General features: G+C 45.2%; 26 protein-coding genes and 1 pseudogene. 22 read left to right on the forward strand and 5 right to left on the reverse strand.

Translation table 11 applies throughout. The features are described from left to right. Nucleotides 1-145: 145 nt before the first annotated feature. Together OC23_RS14235 and OC23_RS14240 are read left to right on the forward strand one after the other, a co-directional pair. Nucleotides 146-1,000, forward strand: a complete 855-nt coding sequence (locus OC23_RS14235; RefSeq protein ID WP_038345543.1) for a MaoC family dehydratase — start codon at nucleotides 146-148, stop codon at nucleotides 998-1,000. Nucleotides 1,001-1,079: 79 nt separating this feature from the next. Then, nucleotides 1,080-2,333 (forward strand): serine hydrolase domain-containing protein, encoded by a 1,254-nt coding sequence (locus OC23_RS14240; protein WP_038345544.1) that lies wholly within the window; start codon nucleotides 1,080-1,082, stop codon nucleotides 2,331-2,333. Here OC23_RS14240 and OC23_RS14245 read toward each other — a convergent pair. Together OC23_RS14245 and OC23_RS14250 are read right to left on the reverse strand one after the other, a co-directional pair. Continuing rightward, nucleotides 2,330-2,848, reverse strand: a pseudogene (locus OC23_RS14245) (GNAT family N-acetyltransferase). The gene OC23_RS14240 and the pseudogene OC23_RS14245 overlap by 4 nt on opposite strands. A 12-nt stretch (nucleotides 2,849-2,860) precedes the next feature. Next, entirely contained in the window at nucleotides 2,861-3,445 is a 585-nt protein-coding gene (locus tag OC23_RS14250) for a TetR family transcriptional regulator (protein WP_038345545.1), read from the reverse strand. Nucleotides 3,446-3,571: 126 nt separating this feature from the next. Here OC23_RS14250 and OC23_RS14255 point away from each other — a divergent pair, with 126 nt between their 5' ends. Continuing rightward, entirely contained in the window at nucleotides 3,572-5,062 is a 1,491-nt protein-coding gene (locus tag OC23_RS14255) for an MFS transporter (protein ID WP_038345546.1), read from the forward strand. A gap of 42 nt (nucleotides 5,063-5,104) precedes the next feature. On the opposite strand, the gene OC23_RS14260 is transcribed toward OC23_RS14255, so the two are convergent. Continuing rightward, complete coding sequence (locus tag OC23_RS14260; RefSeq protein WP_038345547.1) at nucleotides 5,105-5,698, reverse strand: Maf family protein; 594 nt, start codon at nucleotides 5,696-5,698, stop codon at nucleotides 5,105-5,107. Further along, entirely contained in the window at nucleotides 5,698-6,081 is a 384-nt protein-coding gene (locus tag OC23_RS14265) for a DUF2237 family protein (protein ID WP_038345548.1), read from the reverse strand. The genes OC23_RS14260 and OC23_RS14265 overlap by 1 nt, the downstream gene beginning before the upstream one ends. A gap of 140 nt (nucleotides 6,082-6,221) precedes the next feature. Here OC23_RS14265 and OC23_RS14270 point away from each other — a divergent pair, with 140 nt between their 5' ends. Both OC23_RS14270 and OC23_RS14275 read left to right on the forward strand, forming a co-directional pair. Then, on the forward strand, nucleotides 6,222-7,409 hold the full coding sequence (locus OC23_RS14270) for a phosphoglycerate kinase (protein WP_038345549.1): 1,188 nt from the start codon (nucleotides 6,222-6,224) through the stop codon (nucleotides 7,407-7,409). 150 nt (nucleotides 7,410-7,559) lie between these two features. Next, nucleotides 7,560-7,811, forward strand: a complete 252-nt coding sequence (locus tag OC23_RS14275; RefSeq protein WP_038345550.1) for a hypothetical protein — start codon at nucleotides 7,560-7,562, stop codon at nucleotides 7,809-7,811. Nucleotides 7,812-7,859: 48 nt separating this feature from the next. On the opposite strand, the gene OC23_RS14280 is transcribed toward OC23_RS14275, so the two are convergent. Beyond that, nucleotides 7,860-8,243 (reverse strand): hypothetical protein, encoded by a 384-nt coding sequence (locus OC23_RS14280; RefSeq protein ID WP_038345551.1) that lies wholly within the window; start codon nucleotides 8,241-8,243, stop codon nucleotides 7,860-7,862. 255 nt (nucleotides 8,244-8,498) lie between these two features. Between OC23_RS14280 and OC23_RS14285 the strand changes: the two genes are divergently transcribed. The 17 genes from OC23_RS14285 (at nucleotide 8,499) to OC23_RS14365 (ending at nucleotide 25,480) form a co-directional block, all read left to right on the forward strand. Continuing rightward, nucleotides 8,499-9,077 (forward strand): nitroreductase, encoded by a 579-nt coding sequence (locus tag OC23_RS14285; RefSeq protein ID WP_038345552.1) that lies wholly within the window; start codon nucleotides 8,499-8,501, stop codon nucleotides 9,075-9,077. A gap of 48 nt (nucleotides 9,078-9,125) precedes the next feature. Beyond that, nucleotides 9,126-10,199 carry an NAD(P)H-dependent glycerol-3-phosphate dehydrogenase gene (locus OC23_RS14290; RefSeq protein ID WP_038345553.1) on the forward strand — a complete coding sequence of 358 codons (1,074 nt, stop codon included), beginning with the start codon at nucleotides 9,126-9,128 and terminating at the stop codon, nucleotides 10,197-10,199. 75 nt (nucleotides 10,200-10,274) lie between these two features. Next, nucleotides 10,275-10,730, forward strand: coding sequence for a phosphohistidine phosphatase SixA (gene sixA / locus OC23_RS14295; protein WP_038345554.1), 456 nt, complete (start codon nucleotides 10,275-10,277; stop codon nucleotides 10,728-10,730). Nucleotides 10,731-10,769: 39 nt separating this feature from the next. Beyond that, on the forward strand, nucleotides 10,770-11,909 hold the full coding sequence (gspL, locus tag OC23_RS14300) for a type II secretion system protein GspL (RefSeq protein WP_038345555.1): 1,140 nt from the start codon (nucleotides 10,770-10,772) through the stop codon (nucleotides 11,907-11,909). Then, entirely contained in the window at nucleotides 11,909-12,388 is a 480-nt protein-coding gene (gspM, locus tag OC23_RS14305) for a type II secretion system protein GspM (protein ID WP_038345556.1), read from the forward strand. The genes gspL and gspM overlap by 1 nt, the downstream gene beginning before the upstream one ends. Nucleotides 12,389-12,479: 91 nt before the next feature. Beyond that, complete coding sequence (locus tag OC23_RS14310) at nucleotides 12,480-13,487, forward strand: quinone-dependent dihydroorotate dehydrogenase (protein WP_038345557.1); 1,008 nt, start codon at nucleotides 12,480-12,482, stop codon at nucleotides 13,485-13,487. A gap of 1 nt (nucleotide 13,488) precedes the next feature. Next, nucleotides 13,489-14,082 (forward strand): CvpA family protein, encoded by a 594-nt coding sequence (locus OC23_RS14315; protein WP_038345558.1) that lies wholly within the window; start codon nucleotides 13,489-13,491, stop codon nucleotides 14,080-14,082. 24 nt (nucleotides 14,083-14,106) lie between these two features. Beyond that, nucleotides 14,107-15,645 (forward strand): amidophosphoribosyltransferase, encoded by a 1,539-nt coding sequence (purF, locus tag OC23_RS14320; RefSeq protein WP_038345559.1) that lies wholly within the window; start codon nucleotides 14,107-14,109, stop codon nucleotides 15,643-15,645. Between the two features lie 101 nt (nucleotides 15,646-15,746). Then, complete coding sequence (locus OC23_RS14325) at nucleotides 15,747-17,636, forward strand: peptidase M48 (RefSeq protein ID WP_171194796.1); 1,890 nt, start codon at nucleotides 15,747-15,749, stop codon at nucleotides 17,634-17,636. 128 nt (nucleotides 17,637-17,764) lie between these two features. Then, entirely contained in the window at nucleotides 17,765-18,565 is an 801-nt protein-coding gene (locus tag OC23_RS14330; RefSeq protein ID WP_038345561.1) for an undecaprenyl-diphosphate phosphatase, read from the forward strand. Nucleotides 18,566-18,673: 108 nt separating this feature from the next. After that, entirely contained in the window at nucleotides 18,674-19,471 is a 798-nt protein-coding gene (locus tag OC23_RS14335) for a PaaX family transcriptional regulator (RefSeq protein WP_038345562.1), read from the forward strand. A 121-nt stretch (nucleotides 19,472-19,592) separates the two neighbouring features. Beyond that, entirely contained in the window at nucleotides 19,593-20,588 is a 996-nt protein-coding gene (locus tag OC23_RS14340; RefSeq protein ID WP_038345563.1) for a fatty acid desaturase family protein, read from the forward strand. Between the two features lie 52 nt (nucleotides 20,589-20,640). Next, nucleotides 20,641-21,063, forward strand: a complete 423-nt coding sequence (locus tag OC23_RS14345; RefSeq protein ID WP_038345564.1) for a PaaI family thioesterase — start codon at nucleotides 20,641-20,643, stop codon at nucleotides 21,061-21,063. 147 nt (nucleotides 21,064-21,210) lie between these two features. Beyond that, the gene (locus OC23_RS14350; protein WP_038345565.1) at nucleotides 21,211-22,203 is read left to right on the forward strand and encodes a putative solute-binding protein; all 993 of its coding nucleotides are present in this window, start codon (nucleotides 21,211-21,213) and stop codon (nucleotides 22,201-22,203) included. A 175-nt stretch (nucleotides 22,204-22,378) separates the two neighbouring features. Next, complete coding sequence (locus OC23_RS14355; RefSeq protein ID WP_038345615.1) at nucleotides 22,379-23,155, forward strand: hypothetical protein; 777 nt, start codon at nucleotides 22,379-22,381, stop codon at nucleotides 23,153-23,155. A 12-nt stretch (nucleotides 23,156-23,167) separates the two neighbouring features. After that, complete coding sequence (locus tag OC23_RS14360; RefSeq protein ID WP_038345566.1) at nucleotides 23,168-24,298, forward strand: toxic anion resistance protein; 1,131 nt, start codon at nucleotides 23,168-23,170, stop codon at nucleotides 24,296-24,298. Between the two features lie 267 nt (nucleotides 24,299-24,565). Then, the gene (locus OC23_RS14365) at nucleotides 24,566-25,480 is read left to right on the forward strand and encodes a hypothetical protein (RefSeq protein ID WP_038345616.1); all 915 of its coding nucleotides are present in this window, start codon (nucleotides 24,566-24,568) and stop codon (nucleotides 25,478-25,480) included. Nucleotides 25,481-25,740 lie beyond the last annotated feature (260 nt).

The raw sequence follows: 25,740 nt of genomic DNA on the forward strand, positions 1-25,740 counted from the left end.
AATCTCCCTTGCGGAGCGAATGCTCCTCGCCCTCTTTAACAGGAGGGGGACTTCCTGAAAATTAAAGCCTATATAATTTATGGAAACTCCCTCCTTTATCAAAAGGAGGGCCGGGGAGGATTCCTGTACTATAAAAGGTTTTATTATGAATACACGTCATTTTAGTCAGTTGCCAAAACCTTATTTAGCTTATCCCAAAGTCATTCAAGGTCTGATTTTCAAAAAGCCAAAAGGCGAAAAAGTTTTGCCACAAGTTGAGTATGTGGTCGATACACTTAAAATTGATAGCAAGCATTTGGAAAGCTATAACGAGATTTGTGGTTTTAAAAATGATGGTTTCGTGCCAGCCATTTATCTGGCAGTTTTGTCGCAAAGTCTGCAAATGCACATGATGACCAGCGAAGCTTTCCCGTTTCCAATCTTGGGTTTGGTGCATATCCGTAATCAGATCAAGCAAATACGTAATATTGGCTTGAATGAGCAAATTACGTTGTCGTGCAAGTTTGGTGAGTTAAAACCGCACGACAAGGGTTTGCAATTTGATTTTATCACCACTGCGAAAGTAGACGGTGAAGTGGTGATGGAGAGTTTAACCACCTATTTATCACGTCAGAAAACTGAGAAAAAAGCAGGCGAGAAAGCTAAAGATACGCAAGAACCCGCTTATCAACCACAAGCAGAGTGGAATATTTCAGAAAATACCGGGCGCCGTTATGCGGTGATTTCGGGTGACTTTAACCTGATTCATATTCATGCGGTGACTGCAAAAGCGTTTGGCTTTAAACAGGCGATTGCGCACGGGATGTGGAGCAAGGCCAAAGCTTTGGCAAGTATCGAATTGCCTGCGGCTTATGAGGCAGATGTCTGGTTCAAGCTGCCGATGTATTTACCTTCAACGGTTGAGTTCCTCACCGCAGCTGAAGCAAAGCAAACAGATTTCCTGATTCGTAATCTGAAATCTAAAAAGCCGCATGTGGCAGGTACAGTGAAGGCACTTTGATCGATTATTCAATAAAAATACTCCCTGTTGTGCGCAATAGGGAGAGCATAAAAACATTAATATCATAAGGAATTGAGCTTTGATTAAAGAATTATTATTTGCCGATACCCATCATTATCACGGTAGCGTTGATGAACGCTTTATTGATCTGGCTCACCAGTTTAGCCGTTTACAGGATGCACGTAGCCAGCAAGGTGGCGCGGCATTGGTGGTGTATTTTCAGGGGCAGAAAGTTGTTGATATTTTCACTGGGAAAAAATCTCAACATGAAGACTGGCAAGCTGATACCTTGGCCATGTGCTATTCAACCGGTAAGGGTGTTCTTGCAACGCTGGTGCATATTCTAGTGAGTGAAGGCGTGCTGGATTATGAGCAGCCGATTGCACATTACTGGCCTGAATTCGCTCAAAATGGCAAAGCCAGTATTACCTTGCGTCATGTGTTATCCCATCAAAGCGGTTTGTTTGATATTCGCAATATGATTGATACAGCGACAGAAATGCTGGACTGGTCGCATATGCTGGATGTGGTTGCTGCAGCAACACCGCGTTTTATGGCAGGGCAAAGCTATGCTTATCAACCTTTGACCTATGGCTGGATTCTGGGTGGTGTCATTGAAAAGGCAGCCAAACAGCCGTTAAGCTGGCTGATGCAACGTTATCTGGTACAACCGCTTGAACTGGATGGCGCTTATTTTGGAACGCCTGCTTCAGAACTAGATCGTGTTGCACGTTTATTGGAAAAACCCAAAACGGCATCTCAAGCTAAACCACAGAACAAGAAAAACAGTCAACCGCGTAAAGCCTCTTTATCCGAACGGTTATTGGAGCTTTCCGGGCAAAACCCGCAAGATTTTCAGGATGCCATGATTCCAAAAGGGATGCGCCATTTTAGCTTCTATAGTGATGAGGGCTTGCAAGCTGTCATTCCGGCAGCCAATGGTGTATTTACTGCCAATAGTCTGGCTAAAGTGTATGCCATGCTGGCCAATCAGGGGCAATGGCAAGGTCGGCAACTGATTCGACCAGAAGTGTTCAAGCAACTCAGTACGGTACAAAGCAAAGCACGTGACCGGGTGATGCCGATTCCAATGCACTGGCGTTTGGGCTATCACCGTATTCTGACCCTCGGTAAACGTGCGCCACATGGCTTTGGACATGTGGGCTTTAATGGTTCTGGTGCATGGTGTGATGTTGATCGTGAACTGAGTTTTGCTTATACCCATAATTTTAATGTGACTTCGGCAACCGGAGATTATCGCCTGTGGAGCCTGAGCCAGGAAACGCTCCGCTGTGCCGATGCGCTTTTAAATGGACGCAAAGGCTGGTTTTAATTCGCCTGAATTTGATAGGGCGGAATATGATAAATCACTGCTTGATATTTTCTTTCCGTCTTGTAGCCCGCAATAGCGCCACCTAAAAACTCAGCCAGTTGACGACTGGGCTGATTATCGACTGCTACTGGATATAAGAAATATTGAGCAGATAGATGCGCAGAAGCCCAGCGAAAAACTTCAAGAATTGCTTCTTTGGCAAAACCCTGATGGTGGCAATCTTCCCGAATCCATATGCCCAGTTCCGGTGTCGAGGTCTGCATGCGATGCACACCGATCAGACCAATAAAGCGCTGGTCTTGTTTATGACGCAACACAAAATGCCGGTCTGTATTGTTGGCTTCTTTTTCTAGCCATTGCTGACCAATTTTTTCCTGTTCTGCAAAGCTGGATGCAGGCTCCCAGCTCATATAGCGTGTGAGTGTCGTTGTAACGCATGGGTAGATGTCAGCAAGATCATCCAGTTGAAATACAAATAAATTAAGTCTTTGGCTTTGTCATAAAGGCTGTTTCATGGGGTGCTCATTTTAGTTTTTAAATAATTCTGCCTGAATCATGGCTTCGGTATGGCGTTTAAAGTCGCTTTCATTTAAACCCTGCAGCCCGAGTTTGTAAATTCCTTCCAGTCCACACACAAACGCAATTAACCGCCATGCGATGTCTTCACTCTTGCCATCAAATTGAAAATCGCCTTGTACCCGGCCTGCATCAATCATACGCATAATTGAGCGATGCCAGTCCTGCATGGCGATATTGTAGGCCCGTTTTATTTCTTCATCTTGCTCAATCAGTACCTCAGCTTCATTCCAGAGCCTTAAATAAGGCTGGATCTGTTCAATATTTTCGCAACCCAGCAAGAGGGAAAGGCGCTGCAAGGGATTGGCTGTGCTGACCTGATTTTCAATTTCATCCAGTTGTTGCATTAACCTGATAAATGCTTCGGCTTTTAAATGTGAGCTGGAGGCAAAATGATGATGGACTTGTCCTGTTGAAGTTTGGGCCTCGGTGGCAATGCGGCGTACAGTCATCGCAGAAAAACCTTCGTTTAAGGCCACCTGCATGGCTGCCTGTAAAATCATTTCACGACGTTGTTCACGATGTAAATAAGCCATTGTCTGTTTGCACCTGTATGGACGGGTTAATCGGACACACACTACTCCAAATTTTAAAGTTGGACAAGTGTTCAATTTTGGTTATAATGGCACCAATTTGAACAATTGTCCAATTTAGAGGCATTTATGTCACGCAAGTGGTTAATTCTTGCAATCGTTGTATTGATCTATCTCCCTGTATCGATTGATGCAACCGTTTTACATGTGGCGACACCGACCTTGAGCGAGTCGCTTTCCTTAACGGCAAATGAGTTGCTGTGGATTATTGATATTTATTCTCTGGTCATGGCCGGTCTGATTTTACCGATGGGAGCCCTGGGTGACCGTATTGGTTTTAAACGCCTGATGATCATTGGCGGCATTTTATTTGGTCTGGCATCACTGGCCGCTGCATTTTCTTCGACTGCCTATGCCTTGATTGGTTCGCGGGCTTTACTGGCGGTGGGTGCAGCCATGATTCTGCCTGCCACTTTATCTGCGGTTCGTAATACCTTTCTGGATGAAAAGCAACGTAACTTTGCACTTGGCATCTGGGCAACGGTCGGCGGAGGTGGGGCTGCCTTTGGCCCATTGCTCGGTGGTTTCTTACTGGAGCATTTCCATTGGGGCGCAGTGTTCCTGATTAATGTTCCGATTATGCTGGCTGTATTGGCTTTAACGGTTTTCGTGATTCCAAAACAGGCAGGGCAACCAAAACAGAACCTTAATCTGTTACAGGCAATTGTGCTGGTGGTTGCGATCCTGAGCATGATCTATGCTGTTAAAACCGTGATGCATGGGTTTAGTATCTGGTCAGTGTTGATATTCGCCGTGGGCTTTGGTTTACTGGTGGGCTTTATCCGTAAACAGCTCACCTCAACTTCGCCAATGATCGATATTCAATTGTTTAAACATCCGGTGATTGCAACGGGTGTGGTGATGGCAATTGTTTCCATGATGGCACTGGTCGGTTTTGAATTGCTGATTTCACAGGAACTGCAATTTGTTTACCAGCTTTCGCCATTGGCTGCGGGTGCATTTATTTTACCGTTTATGGTGGCGATCAGTCTGGGTGGTCCAATTGCCAGTATGCTGGTCAACCGTTTTGGACTGCGTTCGGTGGCATCGCTGGGGATGTTGATGAGTGCTGTCAGTTTGTGGGGCCTGGCCAATACAGACTTTATGCAGGCGAAGATGCAGGTCTGGAGCTGGATGGTTGTGCTGGGAATCAGCGTAGAAATTGCTTTACTGGCATCCACCTCGGCCATTATGTCGTCAGTGCCGCCAAGCAAAGCGACGGCAGCAGGAGCAATTGAAGGCATGGCCTATGAATTGGGTGCAGGTCTGGGCATTGCCTTTTTCGGTCTGATGTTGTCATGGTTCTATGCCAACTCGATTGTGGTACCAGCCGATGTGCCGTCTAGCATTATTGAACAGGTCAGTAGCTCGATTGGTGAGGCAGTTCAGGCTACCAAACAATTACAGCCCGTGATTGCTGAACATGTGATTACAGCTGCAAAACAGGCTTTTAGCCAATCGCATCGTTCCGTGTTGAATGTGGCAGCCTTATTATTCTTGATCTTGTCGATCTTTATCTGGTTTGCTTTACCAAAGCGAGTCAAGGTGGTTGAGGAATAATGATTGACCCTGATCTAAAGTAGTTTAGATCAGGGTATTTTTTTAAGGCGTATTTATCCCAAACTGACGTAAAATTTTACACAACTGAATCATTGGCAAGCCCATCAAGGTGGTTTGATCATCACCTACCATTTTCTCAAATAGGCTAATGCCCAGGCTTTCACATTTAAAACTGCCCGCACAATGCAGGGGTTGGTCAATTTCAATATAACGCTCAATTTCTGCCAAGGTTAACTGACGGAATTTGACTTGGTAATGTTCAGCCACTGTCGTTTCAAAGCCAGATTGTATATGTTGAACACTGAGCGCAGTACTGAAAAATACAGTTTGACCCGAGTTGGCCTGTAATTGCTGAATGGCTTTTTCAACACCCAGCGGCTTGCCAATGAAATCGTAAGGTGCATGTTCACGCCAGGCCACCTGATCGGAACCAATCACAATTGCATCTGGATATTGCGCAGCAATCACAGCCGCTTTCTCAAAAGCGAGACGTTTAGCCAAATCATCAGCATGCAGCTCACCCATAGCAGACTCATCAATATCCGGGGAAATGCAGCGATAATCCAGCCTTAAGCGGTTCATCAGGTCTTTGCGGGTCTGGCTACTAGAGGCCAGAATCAGTTCATATTGACGCATTACACTGCATATTCCACAAGAATATTGAGCGGTACATAGTGTAGCACCGCATTGTGGCAGGCATTCAGTTTGATCGGTGGTGCATGTCCAGCCTGATAGGCTTCTACCCAGCGCGTCACACAGATGCACCAGAAATCGCCCGGTTTCAGGCCGGGAAAGCCAACCTCAGGTAATGGCGTGATCAGGTCATTGCCGACTTTTTGTGAAAAATTCAGAAATTCCGAGGTCATTTGCGCGCACATGGTGTGCTGGCCCGAATCGGTGACCGCGGTATGACAAAAACCATTACGGAAATATCCGGTGAGCGGATCAAAACAGCAGCTGGCTAAAGGTTCGCCAAGCACATTTAGGCGGTTAATTTTAGGATCTGGATGAATAGACATAGTAATAATATAGATCGGGTGACACTGATTATCATAATCAAAAGTGACGGCTTCGGCAGCTTTTCTGCAAAAAAACTCACCTTTATTTCAGAGAATCATTTAAAATTGTGCCGTTTTTAAAATCAACTAGAGAGCCATCCATGAATTTTCAGCGCATGACTGATCTTGATTTAGCAGGGAAACGTGTCCTTATTCGTGAAGACTTGAACGTTCCTGTAAAAAATGGGGAAATCACCAGCGATGCACGTTTACGTGCGGCATTGCCAACCATTAAGGCAGCTTTAGAAAAAGGTGCGGCAGTGATGGTATTTTCTCATTTGGGTCGTCCTGTAGAAGGTGAGCCAAAACCAGAACAATCACTTGCACCAGTTGCTGCTTATTTAAGCAAGGCCTTGGGTCAAGACGTTAAATTATTCACAGACTATCTGGATGGTGTGGAGGTTGCACCGGGTCAGGTGGTATTGCTTGAAAACGTGCGTTTCAACCACGGTGAAAAGAAGAATAACGAAGAACTGGCAAAAAAATATGCAGCGCTTTGTGACGTATTCGTAATGGATGCATTTGGTACAGCGCACCGTGCAGAAGCATCAACTGAAGGTGCTGCACGTTTTGCGCCAGTTGCAGCGGCAGGTCCATTACTGGCGGCTGAGTTGGATGCGCTTGGTCGTGCCATGCAAACGCCGGAAAAACCAATGGTGGCGATTGTTGCGGGTTCTAAAGTATCAACTAAGCTTGATGTCTTAAACTCATTATCAACCATCTGCGATCAATTGATCGTGGGTGGTGGGATTGCCAATACTTTCCTTGCAGCAGCAGGTTATAACGTGGGCAAATCACTTTACGAAGCAGATCTGGTTGAAACGGCAAAACAAATTGCTGCAAAAGTCAGTGTGCCATTACCAACCGATGTTGTGGTTGCAGATGCCAGCCAGATCAACTTTGAAGACTTCCTGGGTTCATTGGCAAGCGCACAAGCTGTCGTGAAAAATGTTGCAGATGTAACTGACACCGACATGATTCTGGATGTTGGTCCTGAAACGGCGAAAGCCTTTGCAGAAATCCTGAAATCTTCAAAAACCATTCTCTGGAATGGCCCGGTCGGCGTATTTGAAGTGGATCAATTTGGTGAAGGCACCAAAGCACTTTCATTGGCAATTGCTGAATCTGCTGGTTTCTCGATTGCAGGTGGTGGTGACACATTGGCTGCGATTGATAAATATCAGGTTGCCGAGCAAATCGGTTATATCTCAACCGGTGGTGGTGCTTTCCTTGAGTTCGTAGAAGGCAAGACTTTACCTGCAGTTGCAGTACTGCTTGAGCGTGCTTAATCAAAAAATAGTGCTTTGATTAAACAGGAAAATAAAAAAGAGCCGGTTTAAACCGGCTCTTTTACTTTTGTGCAACGTGGTCGTCATGAAAGTGTCATATATCTGAAATATGCTTGTCACAAGTTAACCAAGTTACTGTGGAAAGCCGTAATGAAATTTAAATTAACCCTTGCCGCGCTAATCATTGCTCCAATCATGCTGACTGCATGTGCAAAGAAAGATGAATCGAAGAACGCTGAACAGCAAGATCAGACTGCTGCTGTATCTACACAATCGACACAGACGACTCCAGAACAACAGGCTGCAATTGATGCCATTGATAAGCCAAATCTAGATGAACATAATACTGACGTTGCCGAGCAAGATGCAGCTTCAGAGGTTGCTGCGAGCGAAGCGCATTAAGCAACCCGCAATATAAAAGCCGATGTTGATACATCGGCTTTTTGTTATTTAGGCGTTGGCCTTGCAATAGAAGGTGAGTGTGGTCTGGTAATCATCATCTTTGGCTAAAGAGGCATTTTTACCTGTAATGGTGCCAATCACACCTGCGGCAGCTTCTACCATCTTGCCGGTTTGCTCATCCACCACACCTTTGAGTACGCCTTGATACGCTGTTTTTTCATCAACCACTACAGGTGAGGTATTACGGGTACAGGTTTTTTGCGCAGCGCTAATCGCATTATTTTTGGCGATCAGGTTGGTTTTACCAATGCCCGTCACTTCAAATTGATTGTTTTCTTTTTGAATGGCCAAGGTATTGGTTGAGGTCGATGCACAGGCAGTCAAACCCAGTGCCAATCCGCCAAGTAAGCTCATGATGAAGGTTTTTTTCATTGCTTGTTCTCAAGTGATTACGTAATCATATTATTTGAACATATAATTTATGGGCACTTTGGCAGGTTATGTACAGTTTGTGCAGAGACTCTGTTAATTTTGTCAAATGAATGATGGGCTTAGTAATGAGGAGGTTTTCCATTTATTGACAAAAAAGCAATATAACCCATCCTGACAAGCCGGAATTAGGCATAGTGGAATCCATTCAGATTATGCTAATCTAGCGCCATCCTTGTGTTAGTTAGATTCATTTCAATGACGGACTCAAAAATAGAGACAATTCATCAAAATATTCATCAACGTCAATCTATTGGGCAACTCATTGAGCCTGCACCGAATACAGAACAACTTGAAAAAGCAGTACAGGCTGCGCTGACTGCCCCGGATCATCACCGTTTAAAGCCGACCCGTTTTGTCATCGTTACAGCCGAGCAGCGCGCTGCTTTTGGTGAGCATCTGGCAAAAGCCCTGGCAGACCTCGGAGAAACAGATCCTGCCCAGCTCGATCGGGTCAAGCAGCATCCATTCCGTGCGCCGTTGCTGGTTCTTGCTTTAACGACCCTTCAGGACCATCCAAAAGTACCGCACTTTGAACAGATTTTAAGTACCGGGGCAGCGATCCAGAACTTTTTGCTGTCTTTACAGGCACAAGGCTTTGCCAGTATGTGGCGTTCAGGTGCTGTAGTGGAGTCTAGCTGGTTAAAACAACAGCTGGGTTTAAAAGAACAAGATTTAATTTCAGGAATTATTTATATCGGTACTGCGGCGAAGGCGATTGCGCCACGTGCAGAAATAAACAGTCAGGATTTTGTCAAGGTGTGGCAAGCAAACTGAGTCTGGTTTGTAATGATGAAAGAAAGAAAATAGGTTTCAGGATAAAAAATGACAGAGTTAAAATTTAGTGATCTGGTTGAACCGGTGGCCGTTGACCAGAAAACGGCATTAAGAATTACGGTATTGGGGGGCGGCAGTTTTGGAACAGCCATGGCGAATCTGGCTGTGCGGAATGGCTGCGATACCATGATCTGGATTCGTGATGCTGCTGTTGCAGAAGAAATTAACCAGACGCATGTCAATAAGCGCTATTTACCTGATTTTACCTTAGAGGCCGGATTGCGTGCAGTCGCTGATCTGGAGCTTGCGGTACGTGACCGTGACATTATTCTGGTGGCGATTCCGAGCCATTCATTTCGTGATGTGTTAAAGCAGATTGCGCCATTTATTAGCTCTCAGGCTGTGGTGTCATTGACCAAAGGGATTGAAGCCAAAACCTTCAGTTTCATGAGTGATATCATTCGCACAGAATTGCCAGAAGTCCCCTATGGCGTGTTATCGGGGCCCAACCTTGCCAAGGAAATCATGGCCGGTATGCCATCGGGAACAGTGATTGCCAGTGAATCCGAGCTGGTACGTTATGCCGTGCAACATGCATTACACAGTGCCTTGTTCCGTGTGTTTGGCAGTGATGATGTGCACGGTGTGGAGCTCGGTGGTGCACTGAAAAATATCTACGCCGTGGCGATGGGAATGGGAGCTGCCTATAATATTGGTGAAAATACCAAGAGTATGATTTTAACCCGGGCTCTGGCCGAGATGAGCCGGTTTGCAGTAAAACAGGGGGCTAATCCTTTGACCTTCCTGGGGCTGTCAGGGGTAGGTGACCTCTTTGCAACCTGCAACAGTCCATTAAGCCGTAATTACCAGATTGGCTTTGCACTCGGTTCAGGTAAAACACTGGATCAGGCGACCAAAGAATTGGGCCAGACTGCTGAAGGGATTAATACCATCGTGCAGGTGCGAACCAAGGCGCAGGAACTGGATGTGTATATGCCAATTACCAATGCGCTGTATGAGGTCATTTTTGAAGGTGCGCCGCCAATGAATATTGCACTGTCCTTAATGAAAAATGGTCACCGTAGTGATGTTGAATTTGTGTTACCTCATCATGAAGTCTAGGCAATATCATGAGATGTATCAAAAAACTGTCATCTATCCGGGTTATGATACCGCTATAAAAAATAAGGTCATTTTATGCAGTTAACTTTAGTTCGTCATGGTGAAGCGTCACCTGCCATCAATGGAAATGATACGCAACGCCCCCTGACTCCACGTGGGCATCAGCAGGCCGAGCAAACCGGTCAGTTTTTAAAAGATGTCATTCAGCCAGACATCTTTGTGGTGAGTCCTTTGTTACGTGCCCAGGAAACGTTGGCCCATATCAAGGCCCATTTCCATGGTGTACCGGTATTGATTTGCGATAAGATCAAGCCGGATGATCAGGCCAAAGATGCGATTGAATGGTTGTCAAAACTACCGTATGAGTCGATTGCAGTGGTCTGTCATATGAATGTGGTGGCGCATATTGCCGAGCAGCTGACTCATGAGAACTTTAATCCGTTTGCATTGGCTGAAGCCCGTATTTATGATCAGACTGTCATTGCAAATGGTTTATCGACACAAAAGAACCGTTTTACGCCAACATTATAATTTTTATAGATCCGCGTTAGGATAAGGTACTGAACACCGATGCTGTATATATGGATGCCCGAAACCAATGGAACATGGTATTGGTCGGCTGGGGAAAACTGGTTGCAGGCCAGCAGTCTTGAACAACTGATTCAGGACTTGCAGGCATATCAGGGAAAAGAGGCGGTGGTTTATTTTCCGAGCCGTTATGCACAAATACTGCAACAGCCCATGACCAAGGCACATTATAAGCAACTGGGACAAGACGGAATCAAATATCTGCTGGAAGAGTTTGTGAGCTTGCCGATTGACCAGATGAAGGTGGTGCATCATTTTCAGCATGATCAGGTCAGTATTCTGGGGGTAGCACAGTCAAATATTGAAACCTGGCAGCATGCACTGAGTCTGTTGCCTGTCCAGATTACGGCATTCTTGCCTGATTTTCTAATTGTGCCTGAACCCGAAGCAAATGAGGTGGTCATCCTTAACCTGTATGAGCGATTACTGGTCAGGGAGAATGGCTGGCTAGGTAACTCGGTAGATGATCTAGGCTTGTTACTGGAGTTCCAGCCGCCTGAAACGCAGTTTAAGTTTGCCAATTTAAATGCTGCCCAGATGGACAGTCTGGCAACCGCTTCAAGCAAAGAGCAGCGTACAGAATTCAGCTATCAGTTTCAGCCCCTGTTAAAAGCCAAGCAGCATCCACTCAATGTCTTGCCAAAGTCAAAAAATGCAGAACCCCAATGGTCTGGTTACTGGAAAGCTGCAGCAGCGGTTCTGCTGGCGATTATTGTGGTGCAATTGGGATATGATGCATTACGGTGGTCAAAGCTGAAAAAAGTGGCTGACCAGACTGCAACTCAGGCCATTGGTCAATATAAAGCCTGGTTTGGTGAGAGTGGCCGTATCACAGAACAAAATCTTAAAAACTCCTTTGAAGGCCAGTTACGTATGAGCAAGCTTGGTGATACGCAAGCCCTTTCGTTACTGAGCCGGGTCGGCCCGATTCTGATGCAGAAACAGATTGTGGCCCAGCAAGTCAGTTATGATGCCGCAACCTTGGTCATGTCGCTAAAAGCAAGATCTGCAGATGATTTGCAGGGATTGACCCAGCAACTAAATCAACAGGGGTTTCAGGCCGAGCTTGGGAATGTTCAGGCCGATAGCATCGGCGCAATCGGGGTGGTAAAAGTAAAATAATGAAAGCATTAACACGTTTGCAAAACAGCCTTGACCAGAAAGCTGAAGCGCTCAATGAATATTTGCAAGGTTTATCTGCACGGGAACGTATCATGGTCGTTTTTACTGCCATTTTTGTGCTTGTAACCGCGATCGGGTATTCGTTATGGAAAATGCATGCTTTGGCCGAGTACCAGCAAAAGCGTTTAAATGAGCTAAAAGATGTTACAGTCTGGATGCAGAGTAATGCTGTGACCTTAAAACCTGCCAGCGACCTGGCGCTTACGACGGCAGACAAGATTCAGCGTACAGCGCAACAGCAGGGGCTGGCGGTGGCTTCCCAGCCAGCTGGTGAACAGATCCAGCTGGTCGCAGAACACCAGAACTATGCTGTTTTAGCTAACTTTTTAATGCAATTGTCGCAAATGGGCGTGAGCATCCAAAAAATGGATATGGTGTCAAACAATAATCAGATTAAATTAACTGCAACAGTACAATAACCGATTAAAATAACCCTATGTCAGGCATGGCGTTTTGAGGCGCCAATGCCTATAATATGCCTACTTGAAAAAACAGTAGACTGTGGTTGGTATGTTATATTCATTGGCTCGCCCTTTGTTGTTTACTTTAGCGCCAGAGCGTGCACATGAACTTACACTTTCTATGCTGGACAAAGCCCATAAAGTTGGCTTGATGCATCAGAAAGTTGCAGCAAAACCTGTGACTTGTATGGGAATTGAATTTCCCAATCCGGTTGGTCTTGCTGCCGGACTAGATAAAAATGGTGCGCATATTGATGCCCTGGCTGCACTAGGCTTCGGATTTATCGAAATTGGTACCATTACCCCACGTCCGCAAGCAGGTAATCCTCAACCGCGTTTATTCCGTATTCCTCAGGCCAAAGCCATTATTAACCGTATGGGCTTTAATAATGACGGCGTCGATAAACTGATTGAAAATGTCAAGGCATCAAAGTTTAAGGGTGTACTGGGCATTAATATTGGAAAAAATGCCGATACGCCTGTTGAAGATGCAGTTTCCGATTATCTGATCTGTCTGGAAAAAGTATATAACTATGCTTCTTATGTGACCGTTAACATTTCATCACCCAACACCAAAAACCTCCGTAGTTTACAAAGTGGTGATGCGCTGACAGAGTTGTTACAAACTTTAAAAGATCGTCAACTCGAACTGGCAAAACAATATAATCATTATGTTCCTCTTGTACTTAAAGTTGCGCCGGATTTAACCGCTGAAGATATTGACTTTATTGCAGCACAATTATTGCAGTTCAAGATCGATGGACTCATCGTGACCAACACTACGCTTGGTCGTGAAGGGGTGGAAAACCTGGCCAACGGAAATGAGGCAGGAGGATTGTCCGGTGCACCTGTATTTGAAAAAAGTACTGAATGCTTGCGCCAGTTTGCCAAGGTACTGGCAGGACAGATTCCGTTAATCGGTGTGGGTGGTATTCTGGCAGGTGAACATGCGGTTGCTAAACAGCAGGCAGGTGCAACTCTGGTTCAAGTGTATAGTGGGCTGATTTATACAGGTCCGACCCTGGTTAAAGATTGTGTTAATGCGATGACATTGTGAAATGAACACGCTTGATATCATCATTCTGGTCATCTTGCTCATTGGAGGGCTGAACGGTTTGCGCCAAGGATTTATCAAAGCCTTTGCGAACTTGATCGGATGGATATTTGCATTGATCATTGGAGCAAAATACGCCGTAGTATTGGCACCTGCCATGAGCAGTCTGAGCCAAGATCCGGTCGTGCAAAAAATTGCAGCTTTTGCTTTTATCGCATTAATCATCGTGGTGTGTACCTGGATTGTTTCGGCACTTTTGAACGGGCTCTTGAAAAGTTTGAAACTGGGCCCATTAAACCGTTTGGCGGGTGGTGCTTTCGGTTCACTGAAAGGGCTGCTGATTGTGCTGATTGCCATGCAGGGTTTAGGACCATGGGTCGAAAGTTCACCGCACTGGAAACAATCTAAATTTATACAGATCTTATTACCTTACGCACCTTTGGCAACTGAATTGTCCAAAGATGCGGCAAATCAAGCTTTACATCAAATGACATCCGAAGGTGCGCTATTACATCGCCCTTCACCAGAAATGGACGAATCAGAGCGTGCTTCAGTCACAGACCGTTCTGATCATTCGACGAAAAATCCTTTTTATTAATCGCTAGCTTGTCGCGAGGTTGCTATGTGTGGAGTTGTTGGGATAGCCGGTAAATCGCCAGTGAACCAAATGTTATTTGATGCCTTAACGATGCTGCAACATCGGGGACAGGATGCTGCAGGGATCGTAACCTGCCATCAAGGGCGTTTATTCCTCCGCAAAGATAACGGGATGGTGCGAGATGTATTCCATACCCGTCATATGCGTGCATTGCTTGGAAACTACGGGATTGGGCATGTGCGTTATCCAACTGCAGGTTCATCTAGCAGTGCTGAAGCTCAGCCATTTTATGTAAACTCTCCTTACGGGATTACCCTTGCGCACAATGGTAACCTGACCAATGCGGCCGAAATTCATGATGACCTGTTCAAAACAGACCTGCGTCACATGAATACCGATTCAGATTCAGAAGTCTTGCTCAATGTCTTTGCGCATGAACTGCAAAAGCTTCGCACTTTAAATCCAACTCCGGACGATATTTTCCACACCGTTTCTCGCGTACATGAGCGTTGTAAGGGAGCTTATGGCGTGGTTGCCATGATTACGGGGCATGGTCTGGTCGGTTTCCGCGATCCAAATGGCATTCGTCCTTTAGTTTATGGTTCTCGCGAAACTGAACAGGGGACCGAATATATTATTGCCTCTGAGTCGGTGGCCATTACCGCACTTGGCTTTAAGGTTGAGCGTGATATTGCGCCTGGCGAAGCAATTTTCATTGACGAGAAAGGGCAGCTTTATAGCAAGCAATGTGCAGCGAACCCGGAATACCGTCCGTGTATTTTTGAATATGTCTATTTTGCGCGTCCAGATGCCACAATTGACGGTATTTCGGTGTATAAAGCCCGCTTAAAAATGGGCGAGAAGCTGGCGTATAAAATTTTAAAAGAGTGGGGCGAGCAACACGATATTGATGTTGTGATTCCGATTCCGGATACCAGTCGTACTTCTGCGCTAGAGCTGGCAAATATTTTAGGGGTTAAATTCCGTGAAGGTTTTATGAAAAACCGTTATATCGGACGTACCTTTATTATGCCAGGTCAGCAGCAACGTAAAAAATCGGTTCGTCAGAAACTCAATCCGGTCGAGCTTGAGTTTAAAGACAAGAATGTCCTGCTGGTTGATGACTCGATTGTACGTGGGACCACCTGTAATGAAATTATCCAGATGGCACGTGACTCGGGTGCGAAGAAAGTCTTCTTTGCCTCTGCTGCACCAATGGTAAAATATCCGAATGTCTATGGGATTGATATGCCTGCGAAATCCGAGCTGATTGCTTCGGAGCGTACCGTTGAAGAAATTCGTGAAATTATTGGTGCCGACCGTCTGGTTTTCCAGGATCTGGAAGATCTGAAAAATGCGGTTCGTACCAGCAAGGTACCTGATCTGACCGAGTTTGACTGTTCTGTATTTGACGGTGTGTATGTGGCTGGCGGGATTGACAAGGCTTACCTTGCAGCGCTTGAGCAGAAACGTAGTGACTCTGCCAAAAAGAAATCCGATAGCTATATTGATGTCAATATTGATGCTGCCTCGGTTGATTTGACCGGAATTAGAGAAGAGTAAGCATATTCATCTATCGAAAAGCGGGAATTTCCCGCTTTTTTATTTTATGATAGCGGGGACGGAAGCCCTAAACAGCAACAATGTAATCAGGAAAATTTACATTGAGAGAAATGAGCCATTACTTAATCGAAAACAAGAATATTGCATGGTCAATGAGCTTTTGTTGGCTGGCGATGTTACTGACGGTATTTATTCTTAACCTGATTTTAGGATTGGTGGTTCATTTTTTTGATTATACGCAGCCGATCTGGTGGCATGTGCTGAGTCCCTATTTTATTTTGCTGCTGATTCTGGTACTGGTCTGGTCTGTCGGCGCAGAGCTGTATGTATTGCGTGAGGGCGGGCATTCACTGGCCAAACAATTAAAAGCTAGACGTCTGGTTTTTGATGAAAGTACGCCAGAAGAAAGTACGGCATTAAAAATTGTGGAGCAGGTTGCCAAAAGCTTTTCCATCGATCCGCCAGCGGTCTATGTTTTACCCGATGAGATCGGGGTGAATGCCCTGACAGCAGGTTTCAGGTCACAGGATATCGTAATTATTCTGACTTGGGGGGCCTTGCAAAATCTGGATGAATTAGAGCTTTACGGTTTGCTGAGTTATGAGTTTAACCAGATTTTGTCGGGTGAAGCTGTTGAAAATACCAAGCTCAAGATTTTGTATAGTGGTTTAACCACCTTTAGTCAGTGGGGCAGTAAACTTGCCCAGGCGGGCTATAATCCTTATGCGACGTCTTATCGCAACAAGTTCGAAACGATTTTTGTTGCCATTGGCGGGGTGATCTGGTTGATCGGCAGTCTCGGGATTTTAATTACCCGTGCCATTAAATATCTGACCTTGAGTGGACGGACGTTCCGTAATGACCTGAAAACCATGCGTTTGATGAATAACAATGCCAATATTCAAACCTTGTTGCGGATCTATGTGCATCATTCGGGTTCACAAATCCATAGTGCCTATTCTGAATCGATATCGCATATGTGCTTTGCAAACTCGCTTAGCCCGCAGAGCTGGATGAATATTCATCCCGGCATTAAAGACCGGATTTATGAGCTGAATCCGACCCTGTTGCAGGATTTGCAACTGGAAAATTTAAGAAAGCTGCGGAATCGTCCGTTATTTAGTTTATTCCGTTCGCTGGAAGAAGAAACTGCTGATATTACCACGCCGTGGTGCTCGCCTCAGCCTCTACCGTTGTTGCGCTTGTCTCCGATTAGCTTTGCCCTGAATGATGCCATTAAGCCGCTTAATCCGGAAATACGTAAAAATAAAAAACGGCCTGAGCTGATCCAGCGTGCCATGCAGACCGCCACAGGCTCGCGGGAAGTAATGGTCGCAATTTTGATGATTCGCCAGTATCGCGAATTTATTCCGCAAGATGCCCCGGTCAGTCATGCCATTGTGGACGCCTTGTTGAATCTGGATGGCCGTGTGCATGTGCAGATATTCCATGATGCCTGTAAAAATATAGGTCATATGCCTGCCAGTATTGCCCGTCAGTTCTTGACCAAGCTGGCGTGTATCATTCAGGAGGATGGGGAAGTCGGGTTGCTGGATGCGTTGTTGCTGGAGCGTGTCAAATTTGAGCTCAACCTTATGCCGGCTCACTTACCTGCAGCATTTGAAGATGTAAAATCCCAGATTGTGCATTTGATTGATGCCTTGTTACATGTCCAGCAAATTAACAGCCCTAATCAGCTTGAAGTGCGTGAACGTATTTTACAGCTGCTTTTAACTGAAGACGAGATGCAGACCTATGCCGATATCTCGGATGAGCCGCTAGATCTGGCCGAAATCCTGAATGATGTTTCCGGTTTATTATTGCGGGATCGTCTCAATATTCTGTCAATTGCAGAAAGATGTCTCTGGAATGACCGTATTATTACCCAGGACGAGCTAGACGTTTTAGAGCTTTTATATTGGCGCTTGGGCTTTGATACGCATGAGGTTGTCGAGCAGATGCAAAAGAAAAATAGTCTGATGATTATTTAGGACGCTTTCATCGTTTGTTGTGTCCTCTTTTGATAAAAACGTTACGTGACCAACACATAAAATGATGCCATTTCAGAGTAAGCTTGCCGTTTATTTTTATTTTTGTATTACGTGCTTTTGAGTAAGTTATGGAACATATTGAAATTTTAAAAGCCTTATTTTTGGGCTTTATTGAGGGTTTAACCGAGTTTTTGCCGATCTCGAGTACGGGGCATTTGATTTTATTTGGTCATATGATCGACTTTCATTCAGATGATGGCCGTGTTTTTGAAGTGGTCATTCAGCTGGGTGCCATTTTGGCTGTGTGCTGGTTATATCGTCAGAAGATTGTTGACCTGCTGAAAGGTTTTTTTAGTGGAGATGCGCAAGCACGGCATTTTGCCTTTAGTGTGCTGCTGGCGTTTATTCCGGCAGTGGTGATTGGGGTATTTGCAGTCGATTTTATCAAGAGCGTGTTGTTTAGTCCGCTTGTGGTTGCCGTTGCCCTGATCGTGGGTGGTCTGATTATTTTCTGGGTAGAATCCAGAAACTTTGATCACAAAACCACTGATGCAACCCAAATTACTTATAAGCAGGCCTTTTTGGTGGGCTGTGCACAATGTGTGGCCATGATTCCGGGGACTTCACGTTCGGGTGCAACAATTGTTGGCGGGATGTTTGCCGGATTGTCACGAAAGGCAGCCACCGAGTTTTCATTTTTCCTGGCCATGCCAACCATGCTCGGAGCGGCAGTATTTGACCTGATGCGTAATGCTGATGTGTTAACCCAGGATAATATGCTCAATATTGCAGTGGGTTTCGTGGCAGCCTTCATTTCTGCTTTTTTTGTGGTGAGTGCATTGGTGAAGTTTGTTGAACGTCATACTTTACGTGTATTTGCCTGGTACCGTATTGTGCTGGGTATTATTTTATTGTTTATTTTCCTGTAATAGAATAAAAAATGCTCCCTTCTGACACATGCCAGAAGGGAGATTCCTGTTTAAAATCCTGATTTGTTATTCTCATCATTCACCTTCCAATCTTGGTTCGACTGCAATATGACAATCACTAAAATGAATGCCCGTGACTTAATTATCGATTTGCTTTTGGGGTCTCAAGGTCGTGCGATTTCAATCAAACAGATTATTTTGGCGGCCAGATTATTCAAAATCAGTGAAAACAGTATTCGTGTGGCAGTTACCCGGTTGTCGGGTGATGGTGTGATTGAGGCGATTGAGCGTGGCGTATACCAGTTTACACGTCAATCCCATGAGTGGGCCAATGTCATGCTAAACCGTAAACAGGGGATCAAGCAGACCAAGAGCTGGACTCATCAGTATCTGGCCGTTTTTACCGGAGAACTGGGGCGGGTTGATCGCACAGCTTTAAACCGTCGTGAACGGGCATTAAAACACTTTGGTTTTAAAGAGCTGGAACAGGGAATTTTTATTCGCCCGGATAATCTGGCGATTGGCTTCGATCAGCTTTTTAACGAATTAAAATCTGCCGGTTTGGAAGATTCTGCAAAAATCTGTCAAATCAGTCATTTTGACAAGACAACGCTGGCCAGCCTGCCGCAGCTTTGGGCAACCCAGACCTTAAACCAGAATTATAAAAAATATCGTGACCTGATCCAGCAGTGGCTGGCAGCAGCACCTGAGCTTTCTGTCGAGGATGCCGCAAGAGAATCATTATTGCTTGGCCGGCAGACCATTTCCTTATTGATGAATGATCCTTTATTGCCTGAGCATTTTGTAGATGTCGGGTTGCGGCAACAATTTGCTGAAAGTGTGCAGCAACTGGACCAGACGGGGCTGGAGGCATGGCGTAAATTTTATGAACAGCAGGCTGAGTAAAACCGGTCTATCAATATTACATTAATTTTAATTTAAATATATTGACAGAAATATTACTTGGTCTAGAATAAAAAGATAGATTGTGTAGTTTTATAACAATAGAACACATCGGGATAAAGATATGAATACACGTGTTGCAATAAGTGATTTATTCAGTCGTGAAGAAATTACTGAACTCACAGCCAAATCGGATCTACATGGCAGTTGGGCTGTATTTTCGACATGGGCCGTCATTGGCGGGACGTTTGCTGCGGTCGCCAGCTCCTGGGAATATCTGCCTGCCTGGGGCAAGTTGCTGATGTGTATTGCTGCTTTGGTTATTCTGGCCGGGCGTCAGTTAGCGCTGGCAATTATCATGCATGATGCTTCCCACCAGAGCCTGTTTAAAACCCGATGGCTCAATGACACGCTAACGGACTGGTTATGTGCACGCCCGATCTGGAATGACCTGCATAAATATCGTGCCCATCACATGCGTCATCACAGTAAAACCTCGACAGTGGATGACCCGGACCTGTCACTGGTCACAGGCTTTCCGGTCACTAAAAAATCATTAATGCGGAAATTTATGCGTGACTTGTCCGGTGTGACCGGATTCAAGTTTGCAGTTGGCCGTGTACTGATGGATATTGAGAAAATGGAGTGGACGGTTTCTAATGACCGTCGCTGGATTGTGCAGGAAGGACGGCACTGGATGGATTATGCGAAAGCCTTTTTTAAAAATAGTGGTGGCGCAATTGCAACCAATGCAGCACTATTTTCTGCCCTCTGGGCAGCAGGGCATCCGAAGCTGTATGCATTGTGGATTGTGGCGTATTTAACCCCGTTTCCACTCTTCCTGCGAGTGCGCTCCATGGCAGAACATGCAGGTATGGCAACCAGTCCTTCGGCTTTAACCAATACCCGGACCACCAAGGCGGGCTATCTGGCACGTGCCCTGGTTGCACCGATTCATGTCAACTATCATAAAGAGCATCACCTCATGGCGGCTGTTCCTTATTTTAAACTGCCTAAAATGCATCAGATGTTGCGGGAACGCGGATATGTTCCTGAGCCGCCAACGTACTGGCAGGTGCTTGACGAGCTTTCTAACCGGCCTGAAGAGGGCACTGTTTAACTATTTATTTATTGCCAATCAGGGAAAAGATCATAAATTGTTGGGATAACATATGGCTGCAAGTAAAGATGAAATCATGGGGTTTTTGGCACAGGAATTTCCACAAGCCCTGAAAAAAAGCGTGATTGAAGAAATCACGGTAAAAGGTGCCCAACTGCTTTATCGTGTTGATGCAGGTGATTTGCGGCCGGGGCAGACGGTATCCGGACCGACTTTGATGCTAGTGGCAGATTATGCCTTGTATATTGCCATCATGGGACATTTGGGGCTGATCGCCATGGCGGTGACCACCAACATGAATATTAATTTTTTTCGTAAACCCAATGGCAATCGCGATATACGGGCTATCTGTAAACTGATCAAGGTGGGTAAAACCCTGGTGACCGGAGAAGTCTGGCTGTATTCGCTGGATGATGAAGAACCCGTTGCCCATGTGATTGGAACCTACGCGCTTCCGCAATCTTCAGCTGGATAACCATGTAACGGCGCAGAGGCAATGAAACGGTTCTGGCTCAGAGAAGGATTGACTGTAAATCCGATAAAAAAATAAATCACGTCATAGGATATCCGAGGTGAATCGGATGAGATGAAACAATAATAACTCTGCTTTGGGAATAGCGTGATGAACATTAAAAACGGTTTACTGGCTTTGGCATTATTGGGGTGTGCAGCCAGCACTCAGGCCAGACAGACGGTCTGTGTATTTGATCCTGTCGGAAAATCGGGCGATGCCTTTGCCTTGGCAAAGGATTATGCACTTGAAGCTAAAAAATGGGGTGCTGATATCGATTTGCGTGCTTATGTGGATGAACGTGTTGCCGCAGAAGATCTCAAGGTCGGTCAATGTGATGGTGCCATCATCAGCGGTTTGCGTGGCCGCCAGTTCAATAAATATGTCGGTTCACTGGATGCCATCGGTGCGTTAACTGACTTAAAAACGGCAATTTTAGCTTACCAGCTCTTATCGAAGCCCCAGGCTGCCAAAAACATGATCAATGGGCCGTATGAAATCGCTGGTCTGGGGACGATTGGGCCAGCTTACCTGTTCGTGTCTGACCGCAGTATCAATACTTTGGCCAAGGCCGCAGGGAAGAAGGTCGGTGTGTTTGCCTACGATGAAGCACAACCGAAACTGGTTGCTCAAGTGGGGGCACAGGCTGTTGCGGTTGATGTGACCAATGCAGGCGCAAAATTCAACAATCATCAGATTGATATTGTCCCTGCCCCAATAGTTGCCTATAAACCTTTTGAGCTATATAAGGGCTTAGGCGACAAAGGCGGGATCGTCAAATTTCCGCTCACTCAAATCTCGGCAAATTTTATTATTCGCAAGGATAAGTTCCCAGCCGGATTTGGTCAAAAGTCACGTGAATGGGTGGCGGGCCAACTGGGACGTACTTTTAATATCATTGCCAACTATGAAAAGGATATTCCGGCCAGATACTGGATGCATATTTCTCCTGAAGAGCAAGTTAACTATATGAAAATGATGCGAGAGGCGCGTATTGCGCTGACCAAGGCAGGCATCTATGATGCAAAAATGATGAATTTTTTGAAGAAGGTGCGTTGCAAGCAGAATCCGAATAGTTTTGAATGTGCGCTCAATGATGAGTAAAACAGCAACTACGCCTCTTATCACCCTCTTTATTGCTTGTAATCTAGAGGGTTTTTAGACTGAGGCAAGACGCCGGATTTTAAAAAACATAACAACAATCCTGTAGGCGAAACCACCAGAACATGCTACAACTAGGCTTGTTCACATCTATTTGTACTCACGATTTCTAATGTCTATGACGATAGCGCCTGACCTGATACCTTTATCGCAAATTGAGGCAAATCAAGAACATATTTTAGCGATCAAGCGTAATGATTTATTGCCTTTATTAAACGATCCCCATCGTTTAAATCATTATGCAGATCATCTGGTGCAGGCGCAGAGTGTCCTGCTTAATGGGGTTGATCCTAAGCTGAACCAGCAATTGAGTGAAGTCATTACCCAGATTATTCAGCAACTGTCGCTTTCAAAAAAATATCTGGGTAGCCGCCGTTTTAATGCCTTGCAAAAATGGTTGGGTATTGATGTTGAATATGATGCCGGGCAAGTAAAATATATCAAAGATCTGGACCGTTTGATCAATGAAGCCAATCACCTCAGTCAGCGTCTGCAGATCGAAATCCAGAAGTCGCAGTCACGTTTGCAGCAGGCTTTGGGTTTGCGCGAGCAAATGGCTGCCTATATACAGGCAGCAGACGAGTTTCTGAAAGAATATCCGCAATTTAGCAAACAGCAGGTACTGGATCATTTTGTGGAGCGGCTTTCAAAAAAGGTCAATACGTTACAGACCTTGCAGGCCAGCAATGATATTGCAATGAAACAGATGCAACTGACCCAGCATTTATCCTTTAGTCTTTTAGACCGCTTCAAAGAAGCACAGCAGGTCTTGATTCCTGCATGGCAGTATTATTTGAAACAGAGTCGTGAGTCCGGTTCAACGGCGACCCTTGATCAACTGGACAAGAGTCGTGAAGAGCTGATTCAAAATTTGAAAAAATCATTACAGAAATAAGAGGGGAATATCATGTCAGATTCAGAACTCAGCAATGTATCTCGTGAACTTGAACTGAAACCGGAGCAACGTTTTGAGCAACTTAACTTAAAAGAGCTGGGGTTGCAGCCACAAGATCTTGCCGAAGTGATGGAAGCTCATAAAGAACTGGCAGAGATCAGTAATACGGTCGTGGCAGAGTATGGCAAGAATATCGCAAATAAAACATCGACCTATACTGATGAGTTGCTTGATCTGGTACAGAACAAGGATCTGGACCATACCGGGCAAAAGCTCAATGAAGTGGTACAGGTGGCCCAGCAGCTCAATACCTCAAGTATTCTGAATAAGTCAAAAAGCTCTGGCTTTTTTGGCGGGTTACTGAGCAGGTTTAAAAATGCCAAGCAAAGTTTCGACCAGCATTTTAATACCACCAAAGAGCAGATTGATGTACTGGTCAAGGAAATTGAAAGCTCGCAAGCTGGCCTGAAGACACGGGTGGGCACACTCGATAAAATGTTCGATGCTGTACAGGATGAATATAAGCAACTCGGCGTATACATTGCAGCCGGACAGTTAAAGCAACAGGATATCCAGCAGCAGATTTCTGATTTGACCGCTCAGGCGCAAGACCAGCAGACTACACAGCAGATTTATGACCTGAATCATTTGGCCAATAACCTTGAAAAACGGGTGAGTGATTTACAGGTGTTACAACAGTCTGCGATGCAGACACTGCCCATGATCCGGATTATCCAGTCAAATAACCTGATGCTGGTCGATAAATTCTATGCGATTAAAAACATCACTTTGCCAGCCTGGAAAAATCAGATTAGTCTGGCGATTTCCTTGCAAGAGCAAAAGAACAGCGTGCAGCTAGCCAAAGCGATTGATGATACCACCAATGAACTGTTGCGCCGTAATGCCGAATTATTGCACCAAAACTCGGTAGATACAGCCAAGGCTAACCAGCGTTCAGTCATTGATGTAGAAACCCTTGAACATGTCCAGAACACCCTCATTAAAACAGTAAATGATGTGATTCAGATCCAGAAAGAAGGCATGCAGAAACGTGCGGAAGCCACCACACGGTTACGGGCCTTGCAGGATAACCTGAATCATCTGGTGTTGGAAAACAGCCAGCACAATTCATCCCGGTCTTGATTCTGTCAGGATGAAGTTGCTCATCGGTTGAACTGGCCCATCGTTAAGCCGATATTGTGCTATGTTCTGTGCAGGGCTTTGAGCAGGTAATTTAGGCGTATTGTGCCCGATAAAAAGCGGTAAAGCCCGCTAAGATCATTGTTAAGGCCTTGCGTTTTACCATCGCCTTCGCGACTTTTACCTGCTCAGGTTGTGGAGGATATGTGCGGATATTTTTCCATCACAACATTTATATTGATGCGGACATTGTTTGAAGAGGAAAGCTCATTGTCACCCATAGACGATTTTAGTGTACAACCGATTGACCAGCGTTTAGATGTGTTAAGAAAACGTCAACGTCACCTGATGATCTGGTTTTTTCTGGCCGGTGCCATAACGGTGGTGACATTTTTCTCGCTTTTTTTTCAAAAAGAATTTGTTTATCGGTTATTTGATCTTTCCATACAGGTTCAGGACTTGGATCTGCCTTATCATGTACAGGAACTGATTCCTTTTAAACAGCCTGTAGATTATTTATTGAATTTATTGTCATGGGTCGGCTGGCTGTTCCTGAAACTGATTGTTTCATTTTCCGGTGCTTTTATTCTGGTGAGCTGGGCGAAAAAATTCAGGTTTTTCCAGCAGCGTTTTCAGGCCCGTACACAACGTTTTCTGGCATGGGTCATTTCCTTTATCATCCTCTGGTCAGGCTTGAGTTATATCCAGTATGACTGGAAAGATGAGACCAAGCAGGCTTACCAGCAGTGGATGAGTTATCAAAATAATATTGTGGAAAGTCAGATCGCCCAGGATTTGCAGCAAGCTGATATTTCTTCGACTGAAAAGGCGTATGTCTTGGCGCAAGTAGCCCTATTGCATCAACCTGTTGATCGTAAGACTGCCAATATATATGTGAACCAGCTGATTGATGCCGAAAAAACAGATCCTGTCCTGTTTAAAAAATACGATTTCAAGCCGGAACAGCTCTGGGTGATGCAACAGCAACTTTATGGTAGAAGCATCACTGCACTAACCCAGCCTCTGGATGTGCGTGCCCAGCAGGCTGAGCGTGTCTCCAATATTATCCAGGTGATGTTGTGGGGAGTGGCGATATTGCTTGTGGCGATAAGTACAGGTTTATATGGACTCGCCAGACACCTGAAAAACCGTCGTATCCGGATCAGTCAAAAGCTTGAGGATTAAGCAGCTATTATGACAGAGGCCGCTTTGTGTAAGTGGGACTGAGCTGTTTTCAGGTCAGTGTTCGAGCGGGTGACCCCGGTTTCAGCCAGCTTGCTGCGCATGGTCTATGGGCAGCACAATATGCTGATCTGGGCCATTCACGAACGGGTATGTTTTAGGTCAGCAATGTAGTTTAATAGATTTATTCGATCAAACCTATAAAAACATACTGTTTTACCTATTTATGATTTTTGCGTAGTATAGCCTTATTGAATGAATTG

The sequence above is a fragment of the Acinetobacter sp. A47 genome, from assembly GCF_000805455.1.
Lineage (GTDB): Bacteria > Pseudomonadota > Gammaproteobacteria > Pseudomonadales > Moraxellaceae > Acinetobacter.